The sequence below is a fragment of the Virgibacillus kimchii genome (genome assembly GCF_055379185.1).
Genome location: NZ_AP043951.1, coordinates 2252796 through 2279178, shown reverse-complemented (window position 1 = coordinate 2279178; position 26383 = coordinate 2252796). Strand labels below are relative to the sequence as shown.

23 protein-coding genes and 1 pseudogene are annotated in these 26383 nt (G+C 39.9%); 19 read left to right on the top strand and 5 right to left on the bottom strand.

All coding sequences use genetic code 11. The annotated features are described in order from the left end of the window. Positions 1-23: 23 nt before the first annotated feature. Positions 24-956 (bottom strand): DUF1672 family protein, encoded by a 933-nt coding sequence (locus tag ACZ42C_RS11095; RefSeq protein ID WP_461183565.1) that lies wholly within the window; start codon positions 954-956, stop codon positions 24-26. A 490-nt stretch (positions 957-1446) separates the two neighbouring features. Between ACZ42C_RS11095 and ACZ42C_RS11090 the strand changes: the two genes are divergently transcribed. The 4 genes from ACZ42C_RS11090 (at position 1447) to ACZ42C_RS11075 (ending at position 2639) form a co-directional block, all read left to right on the top strand. Next, on the top strand, positions 1447-1560 hold the full coding sequence (locus tag ACZ42C_RS11090; protein WP_461183566.1) for a putative holin-like toxin: 114 nt from the start codon (positions 1447-1449) through the stop codon (positions 1558-1560). Between the two features lie 307 nt (positions 1561-1867). Then, complete coding sequence (locus ACZ42C_RS11085) at positions 1868-2125, top strand: hypothetical protein (protein WP_461183567.1); 258 nt, start codon at positions 1868-1870, stop codon at positions 2123-2125. Next, a complete protein-coding gene (locus tag ACZ42C_RS11080) occupies positions 2112-2303 on the top strand; it encodes a PIN domain-containing protein (RefSeq protein WP_461183568.1) in 192 nt (63 codons plus the stop codon). The genes ACZ42C_RS11085 and ACZ42C_RS11080 overlap by 14 nt, the downstream gene beginning before the upstream one ends. A 21-nt stretch (positions 2304-2324) precedes the next feature. Continuing rightward, positions 2325-2639 (top strand): hypothetical protein, encoded by a 315-nt coding sequence (locus ACZ42C_RS11075; RefSeq protein ID WP_461183569.1) that lies wholly within the window; start codon positions 2325-2327, stop codon positions 2637-2639. Between the two features lie 866 nt (positions 2640-3505). On the opposite strand, the gene ACZ42C_RS11070 is transcribed toward ACZ42C_RS11075, so the two are convergent. The 4 genes from ACZ42C_RS11070 to ACZ42C_RS11055 all read right to left on the bottom strand — a co-directional run bounded on the left by ACZ42C_RS11070 (position 3506) and on the right by ACZ42C_RS11055 (position 9185). Then, positions 3506-4516: a DUF916 and DUF3324 domain-containing protein gene (locus ACZ42C_RS11070; protein WP_464891250.1), complete on the bottom strand. Its 1011-nt coding sequence runs from the start codon at positions 4514-4516 to the stop codon at positions 3506-3508. A 99-nt stretch (positions 4517-4615) separates the two neighbouring features. Beyond that, positions 4616-5332 (bottom strand): WxL domain-containing protein, encoded by a 717-nt coding sequence (locus ACZ42C_RS11065; RefSeq protein ID WP_461183571.1) that lies wholly within the window; start codon positions 5330-5332, stop codon positions 4616-4618. Positions 5333-5744: 412 nt separating this feature from the next. Continuing rightward, the gene (locus tag ACZ42C_RS11060; RefSeq protein WP_464891249.1) at positions 5745-7028 is read right to left on the bottom strand and encodes an IS110 family RNA-guided transposase; all 1284 of its coding nucleotides are present in this window, start codon (positions 7026-7028) and stop codon (positions 5745-5747) included. Between the two features lie 138 nt (positions 7029-7166). Beyond that, a complete protein-coding gene (locus tag ACZ42C_RS11055) occupies positions 7167-9185 on the bottom strand; it encodes an Ig-like domain-containing protein (RefSeq protein ID WP_461183365.1) in 2019 nt (672 codons plus the stop codon). 1250 nt (positions 9186-10435) lie between these two features. Here ACZ42C_RS11055 and ACZ42C_RS11050 point away from each other — a divergent pair. The 15 genes and pseudogenes from ACZ42C_RS11050 to ACZ42C_RS10980 all read left to right on the top strand — a co-directional run bounded on the left by ACZ42C_RS11050 (position 10436) and on the right by ACZ42C_RS10980 (position 26321). Further along, positions 10436-10903: a DUF3800 domain-containing protein gene (locus ACZ42C_RS11050; protein WP_461183364.1), complete on the top strand. Its 468-nt coding sequence runs from the start codon at positions 10436-10438 to the stop codon at positions 10901-10903. A gap of 1515 nt (positions 10904-12418) precedes the next feature. After that, positions 12419-12577 (top strand): hypothetical protein, encoded by a 159-nt coding sequence (locus ACZ42C_RS11045; protein ID WP_461183363.1) that lies wholly within the window; start codon positions 12419-12421, stop codon positions 12575-12577. A 116-nt stretch (positions 12578-12693) separates the two neighbouring features. Then, entirely contained in the window at positions 12694-13449 is a 756-nt protein-coding gene (locus ACZ42C_RS11040; RefSeq protein WP_461183362.1) for a YveK family protein, read from the top strand. After that, positions 13433-14134 carry a CpsD/CapB family tyrosine-protein kinase gene (locus tag ACZ42C_RS11035; protein WP_461183361.1) on the top strand — a complete coding sequence of 234 codons (702 nt, stop codon included), beginning with the start codon at positions 13433-13435 and terminating at the stop codon, positions 14132-14134. Before ACZ42C_RS11040 ends, ACZ42C_RS11035 begins: the two co-directional genes overlap by 17 nt. Positions 14135-14587: 453 nt before the next feature. After that, positions 14588-15352, top strand: a complete 765-nt coding sequence (locus ACZ42C_RS11030; RefSeq protein WP_461183360.1) for a tyrosine-protein phosphatase — start codon at positions 14588-14590, stop codon at positions 15350-15352. 149 nt (positions 15353-15501) lie between these two features. Then, positions 15502-16158, top strand: a complete 657-nt coding sequence (locus ACZ42C_RS11025; protein WP_461183359.1) for a response regulator transcription factor — start codon at positions 15502-15504, stop codon at positions 16156-16158. A 229-nt stretch (positions 16159-16387) separates the two neighbouring features. Next, the gene (locus ACZ42C_RS11020) at positions 16388-17074 is read left to right on the top strand and encodes a helix-turn-helix transcriptional regulator (RefSeq protein WP_461183358.1); all 687 of its coding nucleotides are present in this window, start codon (positions 16388-16390) and stop codon (positions 17072-17074) included. A gap of 58 nt (positions 17075-17132) precedes the next feature. Beyond that, entirely contained in the window at positions 17133-18962 is a 1830-nt protein-coding gene (locus ACZ42C_RS11015; RefSeq protein ID WP_461183357.1) for a polysaccharide biosynthesis protein, read from the top strand. Positions 18963-19075: 113 nt separating this feature from the next. Further along, positions 19076-20185 (top strand): DegT/DnrJ/EryC1/StrS family aminotransferase, encoded by a 1110-nt coding sequence (locus ACZ42C_RS11010; RefSeq protein WP_461183356.1) that lies wholly within the window; start codon positions 19076-19078, stop codon positions 20183-20185. A 4-nt stretch (positions 20186-20189) separates the two neighbouring features. Beyond that, positions 20190-20840: a sugar transferase gene (locus ACZ42C_RS11005; protein WP_461183355.1), complete on the top strand. Its 651-nt coding sequence runs from the start codon at positions 20190-20192 to the stop codon at positions 20838-20840. Beyond that, a complete protein-coding gene (locus ACZ42C_RS11000) occupies positions 20830-21453 on the top strand; it encodes an acetyltransferase (RefSeq protein ID WP_461183366.1) in 624 nt (207 codons plus the stop codon). The genes ACZ42C_RS11005 and ACZ42C_RS11000 overlap by 11 nt, the downstream gene beginning before the upstream one ends. Then, positions 21450-22577: a glycosyltransferase family 4 protein gene (locus ACZ42C_RS10995; protein WP_461183354.1), complete on the top strand. Its 1128-nt coding sequence runs from the start codon at positions 21450-21452 to the stop codon at positions 22575-22577. Before ACZ42C_RS11000 ends, ACZ42C_RS10995 begins: the two co-directional genes overlap by 4 nt. Next, on the top strand, positions 22552-23931 hold the full coding sequence (locus ACZ42C_RS10990; protein WP_461183353.1) for a nucleotide sugar dehydrogenase: 1380 nt from the start codon (positions 22552-22554) through the stop codon (positions 23929-23931). Before ACZ42C_RS10995 ends, ACZ42C_RS10990 begins: the two co-directional genes overlap by 26 nt. Continuing rightward, positions 23891-24303: pseudogene (locus tag ACZ42C_RS10985) on the top strand (NAD-dependent epimerase/dehydratase family protein). The gene ACZ42C_RS10990 and the pseudogene ACZ42C_RS10985 overlap by 41 nt, the downstream one beginning before the upstream one ends. 863 nt (positions 24304-25166) lie before the next feature. Further along, positions 25167-26321 (top strand): hypothetical protein, encoded by a 1155-nt coding sequence (locus ACZ42C_RS10980; RefSeq protein ID WP_461183352.1) that lies wholly within the window; start codon positions 25167-25169, stop codon positions 26319-26321. Positions 26322-26383 lie beyond the last annotated feature (62 nt).

Here is a 26383-nt window from a genome sequence, read left to right as displayed (position 1 = left end):
AAACAGTTAGTCCTTATGGTCACTTATTCCTTCATAATTTTTTCATTTGCCAGTGTTTCCAATGTATTATTTTTCTTTCCGCTTCCCCTGGACTTATCAATATAATTATCGTGTAAAAAGACCCCATAACCTCCTGTTGGAATACCTTCCATTTCTTCAATATCGGAGACAATTTGATTAAATATCTCTTCGTCAGGTTCAGTGTCCTGTTCTTTCATATAAAAATCAATTCTTACATTTAAATAACGAGGTTCTACAGGATTAGCTTCAAAAAATTCTTCTAGCTCCTGCTTAGTAATTTCCGGGTTTCTTTCATATTCTTCATATAGTTTATTAAATGTATCCCCAGCACCGGAGATAAAATAATATGAGGTGCTATGTCCATGTGCTTGCACATTTCTAACGACTTCTATAGGCGTCCCTAAAACATCATACTCCTCCGTAACTCCTTCTAAGTAGTCATTCAATTTGGCAAACTTTTCTTCAAAGGCCATAGCATAAAGTCCGCCTTTAATTGCAAACTCAACCTGACCTTCCCTAGACCAAACAGAATCAGTTCTAATCTCTTCATTCTGCAAATTAATGGGAACGATTGCAAATGTATTAAAATACGGTTCACCAATCGATTCCACAAAAACAGTAACCCCATCCATCGTGCTGACAATATTATGTACTTCTACTTCAGCACTGTAATTATCCAAAAAATATTGCTCCACAGCAGCAACTACAGTATCACGGTTCTCCTCAGCAATTTCCCCATATTCTTCGTTGGCGTCATAAAGGGTATAACCTTCCCCGGTATAATCCTGAATGCTCACATAGTTTTCTTTTTCATAATCATCCTGCAGGTAATCATTTTCTGTATTCTCATTGTTATCAGCACCACTTATGCATCCCCCTAAAAAAATCGGTATCATCATTGCACATAATAAAAATGCCTGCTTGATTTTATTCACGTTAACACCTCTTGTGTTAAAAAAATTTAAACAACTATATACCCACCATTATAAGTGAATGGGAATATTTATAAAAGCGGTTTCGAATTGATTGGGGGAGGTGCCTGGGACTGCGCTAAATGCTCGTCCCACCGAAAAGATTTGTCACTCCCCGACTTTTGTCGAATGGGGGAGGAGGGGAGTGAGAAGGGGATAAAGTGACGCTTTACAATATTGGTGGCAGTTGTTCCGTGGGAATGAGGGTGTGTTTGAAACTATGCGATTGGAACCTCACTTTTTGATGTCCCCAGCTACTCCGTTTGTAGCTGATCATTTACTTATTAATGAAAAAATGGAGGGTTTTTAGTAGAGGTAATTATTAATATTCCAATTTTGAATAATCTATATATTCTTGTGGCTTTTATATTGGAAGATTGATAAAATAATAGGTGAAGTAACTGCATAAAGCGGATGGGCGGTTGGCACTCCCTGAAAGAAAAGGGGTGTTAGAATGGTGACATATGATACAATAAACCTGCTAATACAATTCGGTATTTTTCTTGCAACCGGGTTAACAGCCATGATAGCGATCATAGCACTTGTCACCGAAAGAAAAAAGAAGTAATCGTCCTCCGCTCAGCAAAAGTGCAGGAGATTACTTCTTTCACATAACACAACAGTTACTTTAGCCAACCACTTAAAAAGTGGCATGCAGTTACTTCTGCTGGGTGTTTTAAACATCCAGCTTATTTTTATTATACTATATTTCAATTTATATTATACATCATTTACATTATATTTTCATTTAATAGCCAAATTTTCACTTATTTTCGAAGCAATCCATGCTTACCAAGTGTGTATCACGAATGTGCTATAATAAATCTAAAAAAAGAATCTGAAAAGCACTATATCTAAATGAGGTGATATAATTTATGACTTTTTACAGAAAAGTTGCCAATAGTGATATTTTGAAAAAAGTGATTGATTTACCAGAAAGCCTTCAGAACAGGGAAGTTGAAATTTTGATTTTTCCATATGAAAAAGATATCGAAACAAAGGAGGAAGACGTAGGCATGAAGAAGAAAAAATCAGCAAAAGGCTTATTGGAAAGCCATAAAAATGTTGATTTTCTTGATGAAGAAAGAAGTGCATGGCCTAAAGCGGTGGAGGAAAACCATGAAGATTATTGATGCAAATGTTCTTTTAAGATATTTGTTAAACGATGTAGAAGAATTGACGGAAAGAGCTGTAGAACTGATAGAAAATAATAACGTCTACATTTCAAACGAAGTAATAGCAAAAGTAGTTTATGTACTACAGAAAGTGGGGGTGGATTTTTTCCAATTTGCAGTCCCTCATCCTAAATAATCAACCAAAGGAGAAATTCCCATGAAAACAACACTCCATGTAGTTATCATACTATTTTTCACCGGTTTCGTATCCGGGTGTAATGTTTCCAATCAAGATGCGGCTGAAGCAACCTTTACCGGAACAATAGAGCACATCAACGAGGATCAGGCACGGGTGGTGATCGAAGAAGGGGACATTCTTCGCTCCGGGGATAAAGTGATGGTGGACCTTTCCGTTGCTGATGACGTTACACTGCAGGTGGGTGACAGAATCAGGGTTGGGTACGACGGGGGAGTACAGGAAAGTCATCCGCTTGGCATAAACACGACGTTTGTGGAGCGAGTGGAGAATTGACGATATAGTGGGCTGTTGGAAAATGCAAGAAGAGGTCTTCTCGGATAAGGATCCTGGGCGCCTGCGTAAAATGCTCGTCCCATCGTAGAGGTTTGTCCCTCTATTCCGTCACGTGCTTCAAAATCCAATTAATGTAAAAAGATGGAAGAAACGTCCAATAGAGCGGTTCATCAGCCGTTTTTCATGTGAAAGTCAGGTGAAATGTTAACAGGTCCCCCTTGAAAAGATAAATGACACCCCATGGAGTGGGTGTATGCACCTTCATTTGAAGGAAAGCACAAAATGACCTACCATAGACCAAGTCAACGCACCTTCATTTAAATGAAAGCTCAAAATGGCATACCATAGATCCAGCCTATACACCTTCATTTGAAGGAAACCGCAAAATGGCATACCATAAACCAAGTCAATGCCCCTTCATTTGAGGGAAAGCACAAAATGACGTACCATAGAGCCAGCCAACGCACCTTCATTTGAGGAAAAGCTCAAAATGGCATACCATAGACCAAGTCAATGCACCTTCATTTGAGGGAAAACGCCAAATGACCTACCATAGACCAAGCCTATGCACCTTCATTTGAAGTAAAGCTCAAAATGACGCACCGTACATCCACCCTATGCCCCTTCATTTGAATGAAATGCTCAAAATGACCTACCATAGACCAAGTCAATGCCCCTTCATTTGAAGGAAAGCACAAAATGACGTACCATAGACCAAGCCAATACACCTTCATTTGAATGAAAGCTCAAAATGACATACCATAGATCAAGCCAATGCACCTTCATTTGAGGGAAAACGCAAAATGACCTACCATAGAGCTCTCCAAAACACCCCATAATTGGCTGCACCACCGCCCCTTGTCCCCCTATTTGTTTTTCAGCCTCCTAATATATATTAATAAAATTATTATAATGACCAGGAGCACGATCATGCCGGCGATATACCAAACAAAATTACTCTCTTCTTCCTCTAATTCTACAGCACTTTCATTCAGACTTTCTGCTTCTTCGTGGATGGTGAAGGATTCCTGCCATTCCCACTTGTTTGCTCCATCTGTAGCCATCATGTTCAGTTCATAGTCTCCGGCCCGGAGTGGCTGGTTATTCCAATCGATGACTACATCCATGGTGGAGTTTGGAGCCATGCGTATATTGCTCTGCTCCATTTCCTGTATTGGTTCCTGACTGCCATCTTTTTTTATAGCAGCCTCGATATGCACGTCTTCCATTAATACGGGCTGACTGTTCTGGACTTTGGCCACAACGGCTGTCCGGTGGTTCACAAGTCCGGGCTCCACGGAGGTTAAAGCCAGATCCGGTTCTACTTCTCCGTCATTTTCGGAAAGCTGCAGCCCGATCACATAGTCATATTTATTCTGGATATTCACCCCTGCTTCTGCTTCTTCCTCCTCCAGTATTTTTTCCACATGCAGCCCACCGAGCTTAATACCGTCAAAAGTTTCGTCGGGCATATTCAGGGTGGCTGTAATTACCTTGGACGAGGTGGGGGGGATGGTCCATTCCTCTTGTTCGAAGGTGACCAGATCAGTGACAGGATTTTCCAAACTTGAGTCTATTTCTTCCTGTGCTTCATACACAACCAGCCCGTTACTGTTGGTGGAAGCATTGACAACATTGGCACGAATGGTGAGTTCCTCATTTTCATGATTAAAAACAGTAATATTTAAATCCTGTTCCTGATCCGGTTCCACGCGAAGATTGAAGTAGGAGACAGTGTCATCGAGCTGATTATCCGGCAGTTCAGCCTGCACGGAATAACCGACTTGCTCATCATTGGCCTGCACGATAAATACAGGGTGGAAGGACAAGGAAAGAAGCAGCACGGCTAAGATCATTGTTATTCGTTTCATCATCATTTATTCTCCTTTCTTCATCCAGGAAGCACAGTCTTTGAGAGAATATCCTCCCATGATCCGGTCCATGCCGAATCCCAGGAGGATAGTATCTATATTTAATTATTGTCCCGGAGCTGAAGTGAGTGTCCAGGTAATGACAGCTGTGTGTTCACCTTCAGTTGCTGCCCCGGCAGGGACTTCCAAAGTGACATTGTCATTGGTCGCTGCTTCATCTTCCGTTGGGAACCAGCGGGTAATCCATGAGCCCAGTCCTTCATCTTCCGCTGCAGTCACTACCTCTGCTGCGTCTCCACCTGTGTTTAACACAACCGAATTATTTGGTTCAGGTGCATCACTGCGACTAGTAGAAACTGCCTCACCGTCGGAAAACGTAAGCACAGAACCCGGCAAAGTTACTTCCTCTTCATTCATAAAACTGCTTAACTGTGCAGTCACATTCCAGCCTTCACCAGTACCCCTTCTGTCCGTAACCTGAATAAACGGTTGTAATGTAGTAGATTCATAGATTTGTGTCTCGGCTTCAATCGTTTGCTCTCCAAAATATACAGAAGAAACATAGTCCAGGGTTAGTGGCCCTGTATCACCGGTAGGCGGATCTTGCGGCACTGTCGGGTCATTCGGATCTGGATCATATGGCATGGATGGATCATCCGGGTCTACAACTTCTGGCGCTCCATCCCCCGGCGTAAACGTAATATGGGCATCCGAATCATAACTGGAGCCATCAATCACATCCTCCGCACTCACACTGACAGCCATCGAAAAAATGAAAAACATTACCAGGACGGATAAAAGCCATTTTTTACTTAATTTCATTATAAAACACTCCCTCTATATAATTAAAATATCTTCAAAATGCTCTTGTTTTCTTAGAATTTCATAAACATCCACTTTGGAATGTGTTGGAGCTAATCCTTTATAACACGGAATACAGAATATTCTTACTGGGGTATATCCATCCTATCAGCCAAATTGTGAACATTTGGTGCTTAAATGGTATGACCATGCTTCATTCTCCACGCTTCTTATGGTCGCTTACCCTCCCATGTATCACGGGATGTTATCCACACATTCCCTCGTCCTGCGTATCCACAAGGTGGAGGTCGGATATGCTCCTTAGCTGGGTCATATGCCCGAATGGTTTAAATAAGCTCCGACTCTGCATTGTTGGTATTTGTTTAATTCCAGAATTCCAAGTGCATTTATCCATCCATTTTGTTCATAAAGCTTAAGCAGCCTGTAATGATTCTATTTGAGGTAAACCTTTTAGTAACTTGCTTCCATCAAATTCACATTGTTTCTTGCCTATGGTGAACATAACGCGTATTAATTTCCCGCATAACGCAATAAGTGATTGCTGTTTCTTTAACGGATTATTGGGGCGGGTAGTGTAATACCTGTGCAGTGCCTTAAACGTCGGGTTACTTGCCACTAGGGGGCGTACAGCCAGATACAGGGCTTTTCGCAACTTTTTTCTGCCACGTTTGGTGATTTTCGTTTGTCCTTTCAATCTCCCGGAGCTGTGTTCCCGTAACGTTAAGCCCGCCATGTTTACCAATTGTTGTGGGTGATCATACTTGGTGAGATCCCCTACTTCAGAAAAGAACGTGGCAACGGTTATGGCACCAAGCCCCTTAATATTTATCAATTCCTCAGCACCCGGTATATCTTTCAATAGCTCTGTGATTTCCTCATCCAACTCTGTTAACTGATTTTGATACAGCTCATACTGGTCTAAAAGGCTGTGTAGTTCTTTTCTTGCGAACCTGAGCCCAATTTCAATGCCAATGCTCTTCTGTGCTTTCTTGACTAATTTCCTTGCCCGTTCTATACCCATGCCGCGTTTGATAACGGTTTTCCACGCTGCCAGCACTTCTTCCGGAGTCATTTGACGGATTTCATAAGGGAACGGGAACTCGCGCAGTGTGAATAACGCTGTCTTACCGGACCAGTCTTTAAAGACGTCATCAAATTCCGGGAAGTACCGCTGAATATGATTCTGAACGCGACCTTCGATGATCATCAGCTGCTTCATGAGTTGATCTCTTAATTTGATCCCTTCCCGTAATTCGGCATAAATGCCGTCGAGAAGATTTGGTACGGAGTATCTCCCATCTTTCACAAGCTGTGCAATAACGCGGGCATCTTTGGTGTCATTTTTCGTTGGTGAGTTGTCATCAAGTTCTTTGGACTTCTTAACGTGCATTGGATTTACCACCACAAAGCGAATGTCTTTGGCTTTTAGATAGTAAGCCAAACCAAGCCAAAAGTGTCCGGTTGGTTCTGCGCCAACAATCACTTCGCTTTTGTTGTTTTTCTCCTGCAATCTGGAAATCCAGTCTAAAAGCTGTTGAAAGCCATGTATGCGATTGTCAAAGACCAATTTCTTACCCAATTCCACGCCCCGATCATCCTGGGCACGTGCCACATGTTTATCCATGGCAATATCGATTCCTACTATCAATGTGGATGGTGTGATTTGCGCTAATTTAAGATTTTGATTATAATTCATTACGAGTCCTCCTTGGTATTTATTTAATTTCGGGGTCAATACATTGACACCCTGTACTATACCAAGAGGGCTCATTTTTGTTCAAACCTCAAATTTCTTCATTACAGGAATGCTCCTTATAAATATTATTTTGATGCTTTATGGTGCATCCACCAACGTCCACGTAATCGTTGTCTCATATGCATCAGCATAAACCTCGCTGCCAACCACTTCGACCATAGGCCCCTGATTTTCATCCCAGCCTATTGATGTAATTTGCTCCTCTCCGGTTTGGCCGGCAAACACTTCCACCGGCCCATTGGTCAGTGAATGGCTGTTGGCATAATCATCGACATAGACAAGCGCATCCGGGAGGACGTGGGAACCATCTGCCGTGGTCAGCGGCTGTTCCGCTTCTGCAAATATGCTGAATGTGCTGCCCGGCCCTCTTGTATCCTTGACTTCCAGAGACCAGTCGGGATTTTGCCTTGGTACAGTGAGGAGGCCCGATTCAATCGTCACCTCAGCAAAGGCAAGGGTCTCCGGTACATGATAAAAAGATATGGTTGCTTCCTTCACGATTACTTCCGTATTTTCACTCATGTATCCCGTTTCGCTAATCAATACAGCAGTGATGACAGTTCCGGGCGCCTGCTCTGGAATCGTAATGGCAAAATTTCCATCCTCATCGACGTCCCCCACATATGTGGTACCGTCAATGGTCAACACTATCGTGCCATTTGGATCTCCGGTGCCCATAACGATTGTGTCATTGCTGTAGACGGGGTCAACGACTGGCGCATCCGGTCGTTCCATGACAGTAACGGATGTTTCTGCACTTTCATATCCCTGTGCATTTTCAACCGTCCCGCGGATTTCTGTTCCAGCAGTTTGCTGTGGGATGTTCACTGAAAAATCGCCCTGGGCATTTACCTGTCCGTCATATACTTCATTGCCGATACGCAGATAAACAGTAGTGTTTGGTTCAGCTGTCCCTGCTACAGTCGTGTCTGTAGTGTAGACGGGTTCATTGATAATAGGAGGACTTGGCAACTCAGATGCAGAAAGGGATGTGGTTGCCAGGTCGTTCCCGGAAAGAAGCGAGAGATCTACAAGTTGGCTTCTCGCATGCGCGTAAAATGTGTAATCTCCACTTTGTGTGGGCGGGATTTCCTCGAGATCCATGGATAATGTAAAGGTATAACTGGCAAGTATACTTAAGGAAAGTAAATTAAAAAAATCCATGCTCACTTGGTTCAGGCCTTTATCCAAGTGGATTTGGTCCGGGGAGAATTCCCCGCGGTTTCGAATGATCCCAAGCAGCCCCGGGACATTATAGGTTGCCGAAATATTTTCCGGTGATATATGATCCATGATCTCAGGTGGTAAGCGGAAAATAGTATGCGAACTTGCCAATAAATCCAAATTAAGCAAACCTCTGCCGCTATAGGTTAACGTAATCCGTTCCATCCCATTTGCCAAAGTGGTTTGTTCCGCTTCCAAATTTGTATTATTCAGTAGGCTGACCCCCGCTAAACCGGACAGCTGACCTGATTGGGTTGCATTCGCCTGGTGTTCTCCACCGGCTTCGTCCTTAACATCCATTTTCTTTTCCGAATCATTGCCTTCTGTTTCCACCTGCTCTCCATCTTCTTTACTTTGCTCTTTTTCTTCTGGTTCATGTGCCTCATGCGTCATCGATGATTCATCTGTTTCTTGATTTTTTTCCGCAGGATCCGGCTGGTCGGAAGTCTCTCGTTCGGTACCCTTCTCTTCATCTTCGTCGGTGATCTCTTCCTGATCCTCCGCTTTCTTTTCCTTCTCCACCTGTTCTGCTGCATCGTCTTTTTCCTGATCTTCCCCGGATACCTCAGCATCGTCCCCTTCATTTTTGGCAGGAGGCTGTTGCTGTTTTTCCTCTTCTGTAGGCTCATCTGTTGTAATTGGATCATTGGCGTTTGGATCTTCTTCTGCTTCTTCACAGTCTATTTTGTCTAATTGGGAGCCAGGCACAGAACTCGCCTGAAATTTGCTCATTGTTTCACAATCATTTGTGTATTCAGTCGCAGAGGGATGAATTTGCTCGCCTATGCTGTTTGCGTGACTCATAAACGGAATATTAAATAGAAGAATAAAAATCATAGTTAAAGCAAAATAGGTTCTCCATTTTCGTACCAAATTCGTCCCTCCTTTCTTTGGTTCGTGGTTAGTAGAGGGTGTGTGAAAGTGCTTTCATCCCCTCACCTTTATTATACTTTATATAAGCTCTATAAATATTGACGAATTTAGCACAGTTATTACTAGAATCATAGGGTTAACCATATTTTACCAGAACCAGGGGCCGTGGTAGCGGTCGGAGCCCGGAGCCAATTAATGTAAAAAGGTGGAAGGATCGTCCAATAGAGCGGTTCATCAACCATTTGAAAGGGGAGAGTCAGGTGGAATGTGAACAGCCCACTTTAAGGGGGAAATGGCATCCCATGGGGTGGGTGTATGCACCTTCATTTGGGAGGAAGCGCAAAATGGCCTACCATAGAGCGTGCCTATGTGCCTTCATTTTGGGGGAGAAGCAAAATAGCTTGGCATAGAGCGTGTCTATGTATCTTCATTTGAGTGGAAACGCATAATGGCCTACCATAGAACAGGCCTATGTGCCTTCATTTGAGGGAAAGCGCAAAATGACGCACCACAGAGCGTGTCTATGAACCTTCATTTGAGGGAAAGCGCAAAATGACGCACCGTAGAGCGTGTCTATGCACCTTCATTTGAGGGGAAGCGCAAAATGACGCACCATAGAGCGTGTCTATGAACCTTCATTTGAGGGGAAGCGCAAAATGACCTACCATAGAACAAGCCTATGTGCCTTCATTTAAGGGAAAGCTCAAAATGGCCTACCATAGAGCCAGCCTATGTACCTTCATTATAGAGAAAACGCAAAATGACCTACCATAGAACAAGTTTATGGGCCTCGATTTGTTGTAAAACCTATTCTCGAGCCTCTTCCATCATAAGTTTTTCTAACCTGATCCTCTTACAACTCCTCCCTTTTCAAACTTTTAATATAAACCAATAACAAAGTAATACTTGTAATGTTATTGAATGCCTTGAAGCGCCAAGCAAAATCTACGTGTTGGCAAACATCTCAGCAGATAAAAAGAAATTGATGGAAAATCCAGTGTTTCCCCCGCTACCTCGTTATGAGTACGCGGTAATCCAGGATAGAAGCTTCGAGTAAAAATATTCTTTAATTTTAAATAATATGATAAAATTAATTTAACTATAGACGAAGGAGAGCACCCCTATGTTGGCTTATATAGACGAAAGTGGTTCGTTGCATCCTAATGCTCCTGAATTAAATTCTACATTAACTGCAGTTTGTATTCCTAAGAATAGAGTAAGTCCCCGATATAAAGATCTTTGCCATCGTTATGAACAGAACCAAACAAGTATTAAAATTTAACAGGGAGGAGTTGCCAAATCATTATAGATTACTAATTCAAAGAGTAAATGGGTATGCATTCACCCAGAAAACATCTTGTATTCTTGGCTTTGATACAAGAGATGAAAATAATGATCAAATCATTTCACAAAGGATTAAAAATTATTTGTACAGATCCTCTGAAGGTAAAAAATCCGGTTTAATTGTTGAATCAGCTGTTTTTGTAAATTCAAAGGTGGAGGAGGGGATACAATTAGCAGACCTTTCTGCAGGAATTATAAGGAAATTTTATGAACTATCCTTTGGTAAAGCAGGATTCGATGAGAATTTTTCCATTTGGCTCAATGCATTGTTTTACCAAATTTCCCAAAAAACCATAGATGTTCCTTCATTACATCATGATCAACAGTTATTCGGGATATATAAAATGCCAGATAGATATCTTTATGGTGAATAATTTATTAACGTAATGCGTATACTTTGACTGAACTGATTTGTGATTCTTCATGCGAGTTGCAAATTGGTTAAAAAGCATATTTGACTTAATCAGTCAAATATGCTTTAATGAAGATAAAGACTGGTCATGTGGTTCTTCATACGAGCTGCTGCAAAACTGGTCTTTATTTTTTTTGGGTTTTTATATACCTCATTGCGAACTTCTTTAAAGCATCCATTAATTAGTTTAATCCAATTTCCTGTAAGTATATGTCAATTATAAGCGCTGGCAAATTCCAACGAACGCCGGTATATTAAAACAATAAACAAGGGCGAGGAACTATCCATGCGTCTCGACCTAATGAGTGAACGAAAGAAGGAATATCTGTATCATTAATTCCCTGATCAAGCCCGTCCTCCGAAAATTGATCGAACCCCTTCAAAATTTGATTGACTCATGTTATTCTGCATAGAGGCTAAAACGGCTGGAACAAAGCGTATAAAGTTCGATAGAGCAGGGCCCGAGGCCAACCCGTCCGGAAATACAGCGATAAAAGTCCAATAGAGCAGCCCTCGAAGCCCAATCACTCGAAAATCCAGCGGTAAAGGTCCAATAGAGCAGCCCTCGAAGCCCAATCACTTGAAAATCCAGCGGTAAAGGTCCAATAGAGCAGCCCTCGAAGCCCAATCACTTGAAAATCCAGCGGTAAAGGTCCAATAGAGCAGCCCTCGAATACCAATCACTCGAAAATCCAGCGGAAAAAGTCCAATAGATCATTTCTCCAGCTACGCCCCACCAATACTAACCATTTTATCAATAGATCAATATCATATTCTAATTACCACAAGGCAGACTTTCCTCTTCCAACAGCAGCGCAATCATGAGTCAACCATCCACCCATTTAACAAAAGTAGCTGATCTTCCCAACTAAGTTCCATATTCATCTTACAAACGACGGATGCAATCTGGTAAACTATATTGAATTCCTCATAAACAACGATAAAATTATTAATATACAACCAATGCAGAAATCTACCGGGTCAAGGAATCTGGGACTGTGCAAAATGATCGTCCCACCTAGAGATTTGTCCCCTCGTCACCGCCCTAAAAAATAATTTAATAAATATCATTTTTGTGCCGATAAATTAATCAGGGAAGGTTAACACCTGCTGTTATAACCTAATGGTGAGTCAGCCAAAAAAATATGATTTTCGATTCAGATTTCAATAATGGGGAAGTGATACAAAAGTTGTGATTTTATGAGTGGTGGTTGTTCATAAGTGACAAATTATTCTGCAGTGAAATGCTGCTAAACTTGCAGTAATACAGCAATACCTGTCAAATAATCCGCAGTTTTTACCCCAAACAAACAAATCACATCATTCCCTAAGATTCTACAAAAATAATGTGTAATAGTTTTCAAATATGCTATAATCAATTATTGTAATATAAAAGTCAGAATGAAGATTAATAGAAAATTTATGGATCTGTCGATAGAGGAAAATGATGGAATATGCAACAGGAGGACACCGAACCTTGGATCGAGCTAAATACCGGTCTTATCTGGGGTTGGGGAAAACCGGGACTGCGATAATGCCCGCCCCGCGAAAAGGTTTGTCCCTTTGTTCGATTAACAAGGTGAAAAGGAAACTGGAGGCTACGCAAAATGGGGCAAAGAACCTGGGACTGCGCTAACTGCTCGTCCCACCGTAAAGATTTGTCCCTGCGTCCCACCCAACTGAACAGGGGGCCGTACCTGTCCCCGTGCCCCCGTGTCCCATCTCCCAACAAGAAAGGAAGAGGTTTATCACATGGAAGAAACAATTTCGCTGAAAGAGATTTTTGAAGTGATAAAAAAGCGCTTATTACTTATTATTGCTTTTATTCTGGGTGCGGCACTGATTGCTGCTGTGGTGAGTTATTTTGTGCTGACGCCGACCTATGAATCCAGTTCCCAGTTTATTGTAAATCAGGGAGAGCAGGATCCAAATATGCAATATAGTGTGAATGATGCGTGGTCCAATACGGAAATAATTAATACATATAATGTGATTATTACGAGCCCGGCTATTTTGGATGAAGTGGTGGAGGAGTTGAACCTGCCTTATTCATCCGCGACCCTTGCCAATAAAATTCAAGTGGGCAATACGCAGGACTCCCAGGTGGTTACAGTGACGGCTACGGATGAAAACCCGGCAATGGCCGTGGAGCTTGCGAATACAACGGTTTCTGTCTTCCAGGAGAACATCCCGGAGATCCTGAGTGTGGACAATGTGACCATTCTGTCTCAGGCAGAACTGGATGCCAATCCATCTCCGGTCGCGCCCAATCCGATGCTGAACATTGCCATTGCGATTGTACTTGGTGGAATGATTGGTGTCGGACTTGCGTTCCTGCTTGAATATTTGGATAACACGATTAAATCCGAACAGGATATTGAGAAGAAGCTGGAATTACCGGTGCTTGGCGTCGTATCACATATAGACGAAAAAGATGTTCAGCAAGGGCAGTTTACATTTAAGTCAAAGCAAGCGAATCGAGGTGGCTATGATGGCTCGAAAAAGTAAACAGTCTAGGCAAATAAGCAGAATGCGGCATGTGATCGCCAAAACAAACCCGAAGTCTCCCATTTCGGAGCAATTCCGCACGGTTCGCACGAATTTGCAATTCGCCGCCATTGATGATGAGCTGCGTTCTATGATCATTACTTCCTCGGGTCCGGGAGAGGGGAAATCTGTAACGGCAGCAAACCTTGCCGTGGTGTATGCGCAGCAGGGAAAAAAAGTGCTGCTCGTGGATGCCGATCTGCGAAAACCGACGGTGCATTATACATTCCGTTTGGATAATTTACGCGGATTAAGCAATATTCTTGTCGGGGAGAATACTTTAGAAGAAACGGCTCATGAGACAGACGTGGAGAATCTGGATGTCATTTCCTGCGGTCCCATCCCTCCGAATCCATCGGAACTGCTGGCTTCCAGGAAGATGCAGCAGTTCTTGAGTGATGCCCTGGTCACTTATGATCTTGTCCTTTTTGATACACCCCCGGTACTTGCCGTGGCGGATGCACAAATCATGGCAAATATTGTCGACGGATCCCTGCTGGTGATCCGCAGTAAGTCGACAGAGTACGAAGCAGCCCTGAAAGCAAAAGATGCCTTGGAACCGGCAAAAGCAAAGCTGCTCGGTACCGTGCTCAATGACCGGGAGAAAAAGCAGGCCAACTACTATTACTATTACGGCAATAACTGATTTGCCGGAATCAATCCTAAATACGCCATAAAAAAGTTGTCATGTGAAGAGACAGTAGGATGCACGAGCATGTCTGCCTTCATGCGGCAACTTTTTTTATACATAAAAAATACAATTTACTTAGAAACCGGCTTGTGAAAGCTGAAATAAAGTCTTACCTATAAAAAACTAACACATGCACAAAAAGACAAGAAAAATATCTTTTCTGATTATACAAAAATCCCCAAATTGAAAAATAACTACCAAAATAATTCCCAATCTGCTAAACTATGAATTAAGTCCATTTTCCTATTCGGGACTTTTTACCTAACAACGCACTCTTTCGCCTGCATAAAGATGACTACCGTGATCCATGTCATTGTAAAAAATAGGGGACTTTGTTACAATAATTTTACAGATATTAGACAATTCTATATATTAAGTGCTATGTATTAAATGGGGGAAGTGAGAGAAATGATTGATATTCATTGTCATATTTTGCCGGGGGTGGACGACGGGGCACAAACGGAAGCCGATAGTATTGCCATGGCGGAAGCAGCTGTGGAACAGGGAATCCATACCATTGTCGCTACACCTCATCATAAAAATGGACAATATGAAAATGACCGGACATCGATTATTCAATATACGGAAATTCTTAATAATCTGTTGACAGACAAAAACATACCGCTCACAGTAGTTCCAGGGCAGGAAACCCGGATCAATGGGGATATGGTCCAAGGATTAAAAAATCAGGAACTGCTGCCATTAAACGACACGAAGTATGTTTTTGTTGAATTTTCATCCGGACATGTTCCGCATTTTTCCAAACAGTTATTTTATGACATGCAGGTGGCGGGCTACACGCCGATTATTGTCCATCCGGAACGAAACCGGGAATTAATCGAGAACCCTGCCAAACTGTATGACTTTGTAAGAAATGGTGCGTTGACACAGGTTACCGCCGGCAGTGTGATCGGGAAATTTGGAAAAAATATAGAGAAGTTCACACATCAGCTTATTGACAACTCTTTAACACATTTTATTGCTTCAGATGCACATAATACAACAAGCCGTAATTTCTGGATGGATGAGGCCTATCAAGAATTGAACAAGCGCTTTGGGAATGACTATTTCTATATGTTTATGGAAAATAATCATTTGCTTCTGGATAATTTAAACGTCAATAGACTGGAACCGTCCAGAATTAAAAAGAAGAAGTTTTTCGGCTTATTCTAAGCAAAACAACAGGTTCTTTAAATAAGAAAGACACTTAAGAATGATGAAGCAAGCGGTATACATTTATTTGTATGCCTATTCATGTATACTGGGAAGTATAAACGCAATGACGCGTTGGGATCGCAATGAAGCGAGAGAGGTGTTGTTTCATGGTCAAAGTGCTGCTGGTGGGTGACCAGCGTCTGTTTATTGAAGGACTGCGGGCCATTCTCTCAAAGGAGAGGGATATTGAAGTGGTTGGCCTGTTATCCGGCGTGGAGGCGATTCTGGGTGAAGTAGACAGGCTGAAGCCGGATGTTATTTTAATGGATATTCATATGCCCCAACACAATGGGATTGAAGCAACCTTCCAGGTGAAAGCCAAATACCCGCATGTCAAAGTGGTATTGCTAACTACGTTTGCAGAAGAAGAACTAATTATATTCGGGGTGCATGCCGGCGCGGACGGGTTTTTGATGAAGGAGCTCGACCGGGAGCAGCTCATCCGGGCGCTTCAAGATGTCAACTACGGCCACCCGGTCATATCAGGAGAAGCGGCAAGAATTCTTGCCAAAAGGATCCTTGACTTGGAATATGATCAAAAAGACATTCTGGATGAGAGGCTGAAAAAACAGCATATTCATCTCACCACACGTGAATTGGAAATTGCAACTTTACTGATGGAAGGGGCCACGAATAAACATATAGCAGAAACACTGGTCCTAAGTGAAGGCACAATCAAAAATTATATCAGTGATCTTTACAGTAAAGCAGATATTCATAACCGAAAAGAATTCATTCATTTTCTCAGAGGACTAGTCAATTAGAATTAGAAAATGCACGAAACATGATAAGATCCGAACCGTGATTTCAAACACTAACTGTGTGGAGAAAAGACAATAGTCCGCAGATTGTGTCATATTATGTCGAAAAAAGGGGAATGGATATGACTTTTATTTGCAAAAGTCACTTTTAAACATGACCAGGTATTTAGTATCATAGAACTGGCGTTATTTTACAGAATAGCACTATTGACATGAAAAGAGATGCATCAAGATGATCATAACTTTATACGTTTCGGAAACACCATACATAAATGCCGTTCTGGCAAACCTAAGGAAAGAAAAGGATTTTATTGTTTTGTCTTATGATACATACAGAGAGGTAAGCATGCCTTTTGAGACAGTTATTTTGGCCGATAGTACAGAGGTCCCGCTGGAAGAGTTAAAGAACCACGAAGGAAACAGGATAAAAGTAGTTGCATTCATAGACCGCGACGAAAAAACACAATCATCCTTATTGCTGCAGGACCAGATCCATAGCATCTTCCTTAAAGATGAATGCACACTGCATACCATTGCCGAGAAGATCCGCAGCATCCAGGATGGTTATTTCTTTTTGCCAAATGCGGATATACAGCAGCTTATAGGTGCATTGAACGAGGAAAAAAGAAAGAAAACAGAGCTTTTTGTATACCAATTAATGAAACGGGGAATCCACTTTACTCGAAAGCAAGGGCAAATTGTCTATTTTTTAAGGTTAGGGTTAAAAAACACGGAAATAGCACGTATATTATTAATAACAGAGGAGTCAGTGCGAGCCCATATCAGTCATATTTACAAGAAAATTGGTGTAAACCGTCGAACGCAAGTCATTAGATTATTAAATGAGATGTCAGGGAATATGATAGAAAAGCAATCAGTCGACGCTTTTACAGAAAAAAAGCCGACCAGTATGACATGAAACGACAAGAAACATCCCACCCCGTACCGAAAAACCAAAAAAGAAAGGAGCCGACAGCATGACCTACAAAACAAGATTAACCCTCTTAATACTGCTTGATTCCATCATTGTCAGTACTGCCATTTTCATTGCTTCCTGGATCGTGTTCCCGGTTTATACCGAAGCGCAGCTGCAAGTATTGATTATCAGCGCGATTGCACTTTTACTTTTTCATCATTTATTTGCCTTTGTTTATAAGCTGTACAACAAAGTATGGGCCTATGCGAGCATCGGGGAACTCTTGACGATTGTTCAGGCAGTGACATTCTCCATTCTTGCTACCGCGATCGTTCAATTTCTCATTAATGACTTTACGATCTACCGGCGGGCATTGATTGTGACGTGGATGCTGCATATTATCTTTATTGGCGGATCCCGCTTCATGTGGCGCATATTCCGTGACCGCTTTATTACAACAGCAGGAAAGCAGAAGCGGACATTGATTGTAGGAGCCGGATCAGCCGGTGCCATGATTGTAAGACAGCTGAAAAATGACGGCCAGCAATTTGAATTATTGCCTGTTGCTTTTGTCGATGACGATTTGACGAAGCAGCGCATGCAGATTTATGATATTCCGGTGGCCGGAAAAGTGAAGGACATACCGAAAGTGGTGGAAAGGCTGAACATCGAACATATTGTCATTGCCATTCCGTCCTTACATAATGGTGCACTGGAGAAAATTATTACCGCATGCAATAAAACGAATGTGCAGGTGCAGATGATCCCGAAAATTGAGGATCTCATGACCGGAAAAGTATCCGTCAGCCACCTGAAAAATGTCGAAGTGGAGGACCTGCTTGGGCGGGATCCCGTAAAACTCGATATTAATGCGATATCCGGCTATGTTACCGGTCATACGGTGATGGTGACCGGAGCGGGCGGTTCGATCGGCTCGGAAATCTGCCGGCAGCTCATGCGGTTTACACCGGAAAGAATCGTCCTTGTCGGCCATGGTGAATTCAGCATTTATTCGATTGATATGGAACTCAGGCAAAAATTTGCCGATAACGGTACGGAAATCCTGCCGGTGATCGGGGATGTGCAGGATAGAAACCGGATGTTTGATATTGTGGAAGAGCATCAGCCGGCGATTATTTATCATGCGGCAGCCCATAAGCATGTGCCGTTAATGGAATATAATCCGCATGAAGCAGTAAAAAATAATGTCGTTGGCACGAAAAATGTGGCAGAAGCTGCCGATACATTTGGCGTGAATAAGTTTGTGCTTGTCTCCACGGATAAAGCAGTAAACCCGACAAACGTGATGGGGGCAACAAAACGTGTGGCGGAAATGGTTGTGCAATCATTGGCGCAGCGCAGTCATACGAAATTTGTCGCTGTTCGGTTTGGGAACGTACTCGGAAGCCGCGGAAGTGTGATACCATTGTTTAAGAAGCAGATTGAAAACGGAGGCCCGGTGACTGTTACTGATCCGGAAATGACCCGGTACTTTATGACGATACCTGAAGCATCCAGGCTGGTGATTCAGGCAGGAACGCTTGCCAAAGGCGGAGAAATTTTTGTCCTGGATATGGGCGAGCCTGTGAAAATAGTAGATTTGGCACGAAACCTTATTAAACTATCAGGTTTTTCAGAGGAAGAAATTCCGATAGAATTTACCGGAAAACGCCCGGGTGAGAAAATGTATGAGGAACTTCTCGGGGAGGATGAGATTCTGCCCGGAGAAGTTTATGAGAAGATATATGTCGGCCGGACGGTGGAAGTGGATGAATCGTTGCTGGACAGGCTGATGGAAGTGTTTGATACATACGACGCAGAAAAGCTGAAGGGTGAATTGATGAAGATTGTTTATATGGAGCGGACTGTGTTGTCTGTGAAAGGATCTTAAGCAGTAATTATAATATTTATTGGCTCTGGAGGTTAGTTAGACCAGAGACTTTATTAGGGTAAATGAAATCAAAATCAATTAATGGTATGTTTCACATAGAAAGGTAGTATTACATGGCAGATAGAATTTTTCTTTCTTCACCTCATATGAGTGATGAAGGTTATGAACAGCAATATGTACAAGAAGCTTTCGATACAAATTGGATTGCTCCACTTGGAGAGAACGTGAATCAATTTGAGAAAGAGTTAGCTGAAAAGGTTGGAGCTAAAGATGCAGCTGCACTATCATCAGGTACAGCAGCGATTCACCTAGCATTAAAAGCTGCAGGTGTCGGTGAGGGAGATATTGTTTTTTGTCCAACACTTACTTTTTCGGCAACAGCAAATCCCATTATTTATCAAAATGCCATTCCAGTGTTCATAGACAGTGATTTAGAAACGTGGAACATGAGTCCGACTGCGCTAGAAGAAGCTTTCGAGAAATATCCAGAAGTAAAAGCTGTCATTGTTGTTCATCTATATGGATTATCTGCTGACTTGGATAAAATAGTAGATTTATGTAAAAAACATAATGTGGTTTTAATAGAAGACGCTGCTGAATCACTGGGTACTTATTATAAAGGAAAACATACAGGAACTTTTGGGGATTATGGCGTATTTTCATTTAATGGAAATAAAATCATTACCACATCTGGTGGTGGTATGCTGGTTTCTGATAATGGAGAAAAAATAGCTAAAGCCAGGTTTTGGGCAACTCAATCCAGGGATCAGGCAAGGCATTATCAGCATAGTGAATTGGGCTTTAATTATCGTATGAGCAATGTGCTTGCGGGAATTGGCAGAGGGCAACTAAAGGTGTTGGATCAAAGGGTGGAAAAGAAAAAGTATATTTTTGATTTTTATAAGAAAGAACTTGGCGCACTTAATGGTGTTGAGTTTATGCCTAGTAATGAATGGGATAATCCAAATCGTTGGTTGAGTTGTATTACATTGCGTGGAAAAGTTAGACCGATGAATATATTTGAGGCTTTGGAAGATGAAAATATTGAGTCAAGACCGGTTTGGAAGCCGATGCATTTGCAGCCTTACTTTGAGAAATATGACTTTGTTGATGAGGGTGTGTCAGATAAGTTATTTGAGAATGGGGTTTGTTTGCCGAGTGATAGTAAGATGACGGACGAAGATCTGAAGAAAGTTTGTGAGATTATTAAGGGGTTGTGGTAGAAAGATGAACAAATCTAAAGGTGGAATCTATAGAAAGTTTTTAAAAAGGCCGATGGATTTGGCTTTATCTTTACTGGCTTTAATAGTTCTAAGTCCCATATTTTTTATGGTTGCATTCCTCGTTCGCATGAAACTAGGTAGTCCGGTTCTTTTTAAACAAGAAAGGCCTGGACTTAATGAAGAAATATTTACCATGTATAAATTCAGGACAATGACTGATGAAAAAGATGAACATGGGAATTTATTACCTGATGAAGTAAGGCTCAAAAGGTTTGGAAAACTATTACGTTCTACATCACTTGATGAACTACCTGAACTTATAAATATCTTAAAAGGTGATATGTCCATTGTTGGTCCAAGACCGCTATTAATAGAGTACTTACCACTTTATAATGAACATCAAAAAAAACGTCATCTAGTTAGACCAGGCCTTTCTGGGCTGGCCCAAGTAAGTGGACGAAATGCAATTAGCTGGGAAGACAAGTTTAATCTAGATGTAGAGTATGCCAATAATATAAGTTTTATAGGAGATTGGAAAATTATATTCATGACGTTTAAGAAAGTCTTTATCAGAGAAGGAATTCATTCAGAAACTGCAGCTACGGTAGAAGTGTTTAAGGGGAATGATAAAGGAAAAAAAAATTATGAAAAATAAACTCCTTATAATTGGTGCTAGTGGACATGGCAAAGTTGTAGCTGACATAGCAATAAAAATGAACAAATGGAATAAAATAGAATTTCTAGATGATAATCCAAACTTAACATCATCCTTAGGTTTAAATGTTGTTGGAAATTCTAATCAAATTTCTGAGTTTATAGGGCAATATGATATCTTTGTAGGTATTGGTAATAATAGAGTAAGAGAAAAAATATACAAGAAACTGGAATTATTGGGTGCAAGTATACCAGTACTCATACATCCTTCAGCAATACTAGCTGAACAGGTACAGATAGAAAAAGGTACAACTGTGATGGCCAGAGTAGTCATAAATTCCTCTACGAATATAGGAAAAGGTTGTATTATTAATACAGGATGCACGATTGATCACGATAATAACATAGAAGATTACGTACATATTTCTCCAGGTGCCAACTTGGCAGGGGGAGTGACTGTTGGAAAAAACTCTTGGATAGGTATTGGCAGTAATGTCAGTAATAATGTTTCTATATTTAAGGGTTGTATGGTAGGAGCTGGGGGAGTAGTGATTAGGGACATAAAAGAGCCTGGAGTTTATGTAGGAGTTCCGGTTAGGAGAGTAATTAAATGAAAGTCCTTGTTTTAGCAAATTATGGTATGGGGTTATATAAATTTAGAAAAGAATTGCTGGAAAAGTTGATGAATGATGGGTATGAAGTTTACGTTTCATTTCCTAAAGATGAATACACGGAAAGGCTAGAGGGGTTAGGGTGTAATTTTATAGATACTGAACTAGATAGAAGAGGTGTCAACCCTATTGTTGACTTAAAATTATTGTTGAATTACAGAAAAATAATAAAAAAAATTAAACCAGATATAGTACTAACTTACACTATTAAACCAAATGTTTATGGAGGTATTGCTTGTAGAATTACTAATACTCCATATATATCAAATATAACAGGGCTAGGTACGGCTATTGAAAATAAGGGAATCATACGTAATATTACACTTAAACTTTATAAAATAGGATTAAAAAAAGCTGCATGTGTATTCTTCCAAAACAAGTCAAACCATAATTTTTTTATAGAAAATAAAATTATTAATGGGAAAACAAGATTAATTCCGGGATCAGGAGTTAATTTAAAAGAGCATAAATTTGAAGAGTACCCACCGAATGATAAAGAGATTATATTTTTATTTATTGGGCGAATGATGAAAGATAAAGGGATAGAGGAATTAATGCAGGCAGCGAGGATAGTTAAAAAAAATTACCCAAATGTACAATTCGATTTAATTGGTGATATTGAAGAAGATTATCAAGAAAAACTTGATGAGTGTCAAAGGTTAAATATTATTAATTACTATGGAAAACAAAGAGATGTGCATTCATATATAAGGAAATCACACGCAACTATACTCCCTTCATATCATGAAGGTTTATCTAACGTATTATTGGAAACTGCATCTTCCGGTCGCCCGATATTAGCTACTAAAATACCTGGTTGTATAGAGACATTTATTGAAGGTGAGAGTGGATACAGCTTTGACGTTAAGGATGTAGAGAGCTTAGTAAATGTAATAATTAAATTTATAAAACTGCCATATGATCAAAAAAAGGCGATGGGAATTAGTGGTCGACGAAAAATGGAAAATGAATATGATAGAAATATAGTGATAAACGCTTATATAGAAGAAATTAGTATGTTAATTAATAAGGAGAATAACAATGAACGTATACGAAGGATTGGTTAGCGGAGATGAAAAAGTATCTTTAATTGGCTTAGGTTATGTAGGTATGCCAATTGCTGTTGCATTTGCAAAAAAAGTTAAGGTCATTGGTTTTGATGTTAATAAAGAAAAGATAGATCTTTATCAAAATGGAATAGATCCTACAAAAGAAGTAGGGAATGAAGTTATCAAAAATACTGCTATTGACTTTACTTCTAATGAAAAAAGACTTAGCGAGGCGAAATTTCACATTGTAGCTGTGCCGACACCGGTTAAAGATGATCATACCCCTGATTTGACACCAATAAAATCTGCAAGCCGGACACTTGGAAGAAATTTAACAAAAGGTTCAATAGTTGTATTTGAATCGACTGTTTACCCAGGCGTTACGGAAGATATTTGTGTCCCTATTTTGGAAGAAGAATCCGGCCTAAAATGTGGTGAAGACTTTAAAGTTGGTTATTCACCAGAAAGAATAAATCCCGGTGATAAAGTACATAGACTTGAAACTATAATAAAAGTTGTATCAGCTCAGGATAACGAAACACTAAATACAGTTGCCAAAGTGTATGAATTAGTTGTAGAAGCTGGTGTGCATAAAGCGAAAAACATAAAAGTGGCTGAAGCAGCAAAGGTAATTGAAAATTCTCAGCGAGATATAAATATAGCTTTTATGAATGAGTTATCTATAATATTTAATAAAATGGAAATTGATACAAAAGCTGTCCTGGAAGCAGCAGGAACCAAGTGGAACTTTCTTAACTTTTCACCAGGACTTGTTGGTGGTCACTGTATAGGTGTAGATCCATACTACCTTACATACAAGGCAGAGCAAATGGGTTACCATTCTCAAATTATCCTTTCAGGAAGAAAGATAAATGATGATATGGGAAAATACGTAGCTGAAAATACTGTTAAGAAAATGATTAAAGCGAACAAGCAAATCAATGGTTCAAAAGTAGCTGTTTTTGGTGTTACTTTTAAAGAAAATACACCTGATGTAAGAAATACAAAAGTAATAGATGTAATTAGTGAGTTAGAAGATTATGGGGTAGAAGTAATAGTAGTGGATCCTGTTGCAGACGAAGAAGACCTATTGAATGAGTATAAAGTAAAAGTTAGTGGGATTGAAGAAGTAAAAGACATAGATGCAGTTATCTTTGCTGTAGCACATGGTGCGTTCAAAGATATTAAATTTGAAGATATTAAAGCTATGTTTAAAACAGTTGAATCTAATTCTATTGGATTAGAAGAAGTTGCTGCTACTTCAGAAACAAATAAAAAATCTGATGAAAAAGATGATGTATTAATAGATTTAAAAGGTATGTTTGAAAGGGATGAAGCGGAAGAAGAAGGTTTCATATATTGGAGGCTTTAACATGGGATACGAAGACATTACATTTCCGGATGGATCAACGTTTTTAGTAACTGGATCAGCTGGGTTTGTTGGTTCAAATTTGGTGGAAGCAATTCTTAAATTGGGTTATCAAGTAAGAGGCCTTGATAATCTATCAACTGGAAAAATAGAAAATGTAGATGAGTTTATAGATCATCCTAATTATGAATTTATTAAAGGGGATATACTGACCTTGATACTTGCCATAAGGCGTCTGAAGGGGTAGACTATGTTCTTCACCAGGCCGCATGGGGAAGTGTACCCAGAAGTATTAAAATGCCTCTTTTTTATAAGGAAGTTAATATACGTGGTACTATTAATATGATGGAAGCAGCCAACTATGAATGGGGATAGTAAACAGTGCCGTGACTTTACTTTCAATGTGCCAGGTCTAAACCCATCGACACTAGCCGATAGCTTTAAGCACTTTGACAACCTATGAGTTCACCTTGTGGTTGAATATTCAACTGGCAGTCACTCGATATACGATACAAAATATAATATTGTATGAGCAACTAAATATCGCTCCATTTCCTATGCGGTGATGTAGCATATGAGCAATAGAACTAATACGTCAATGTTGTATGGCACGGGACATAACAAAAGTGAACCGTTAGCAAAGGTCACATACATTGGCTGGTTTCTGCCCAGCAATAATGGCTCTTGCATAGATAGTTCAATACCAAAAGGGGAGGTCAACGAGAATGATACAAGATGAGTTTCCGCATCTCAATAAAAGGTATTGGGACAATACCTATGGGCAAGAGGCTATTTTTTAGTAACAGTAGGAACAGTCATTGAAGAAACGATACGTTAATACATTGAGGGTAACAAGTTGAAGGAGATGGCGTATTTGACATCGATGAATAAGCAGCAATCGAGTTTCAGTCGAAACCTTCAGTTGGCTTCAGCTAATGGTTGCTTCTTAACAGGCTTTAGACTGAATTACCTTGCTTATGTTAGGCAAACTTAAAAACTTATAAGCTGCCCTGGAAGCTTATAATATTGCTTTTTTGGTAGAGTTTTTAATAGATATCTATAACTTGTTATAGAGTACATTAGAGATGGATATTGAACCGAACTTGGGCCCTGAGCGTAAAGGTGGATTAAGCACAGTAATGCTGAATTACTAAGCTAGAGAGTGATAATACAATATATTATAAAATTATATTTTTTCTGATATTCTAAGGTATAACAAACAGATAAGAGATGGTAGGATGAATGTTAGTAAAACAAAAATAATATCTATACTAATTTCTATGTATTTTATAATGGCACCATTCTATTTATTAGGTAGTGGTTTACCACAAATTGCCGACTATACTATTTTTTCAGTAATTATATTGTTTACTTTTAGTTATAGTTTTGTGAAGGATATTCGATTTTATTTATCAGCTATCTTGTTGCTGCTAATAGCTGTAGTAAATGGTATCTGGAGCATAGTACTGACAGAGCCAAGCATGAATATCAATACTCTTTATTTTATATTCAATATAATGATCATGTTGGTTATATTAAATCTATATAAAATTGATAAAGAGAATTTGATGAAATACTTACTGATAGGGGTAGTTATTAGTTTAGTTATTCAATTTATAATAGCTATTACTACTCAAGGTGGGAGTGGTAGAACAACACTTTATTTCAATAATCCTAATCAATTAGGGTATTATAGTTTAATTCAACTAGGAATTATTACTCTTTTTTATTATATTAATAGAATATCATTTAGAGGCTACCTAGTATTCTCGATTATTTCATTATATTTAATTTTAATTTCGTTATCCAGTGCGGCAATTTTATCAGGTTTAATTTTATTCGGTGTAGGTTTAATATACTACTTTATTACTAAATTTAATTTAAAACAAAAAAATATTATTTTGGTTATCTTAGTGTTATTAACAATGGTGCAAGTACATGCATTAGTTACTGATACACAATATTCATTTAATATAATAGACGATGTACAAAATAGGTTTGAATCAAAAACTTATGATGCAGAATCTACTTTCACTGAAAGAAGATACGACCGAATATTGGAAAATCCACAATACTGGTTTACTGGAGCTGGGCAAGGTGGTCTACAGAGGTTTTCAGAAGGGTTAGAAATTCATGCAAGTATACCAAGTTTTTTCTTTTATTATGGAATTTTAGGCTTAATACTCTTATTAGTACTTTTTTATAATTTAATTGGCAAAGTTACTTTTATAACACTTTTAGTTTTGGTTACTATTCATTTTTATGGATTGACACATCAGGGATTAAGGCAATCGATGTTTTGGATATTATTAGCTGTAATTTTTCTTTCTAATAAATATGAAACGAAAAAGAACATTCCGGACAAAAGGCCTGATCCTAACCAGTTGGGATGAGGTTAAGTATATTGAATTAGATGTGTTTAATGCGATGAAGTACCTATTTGTTATTGTTGGTA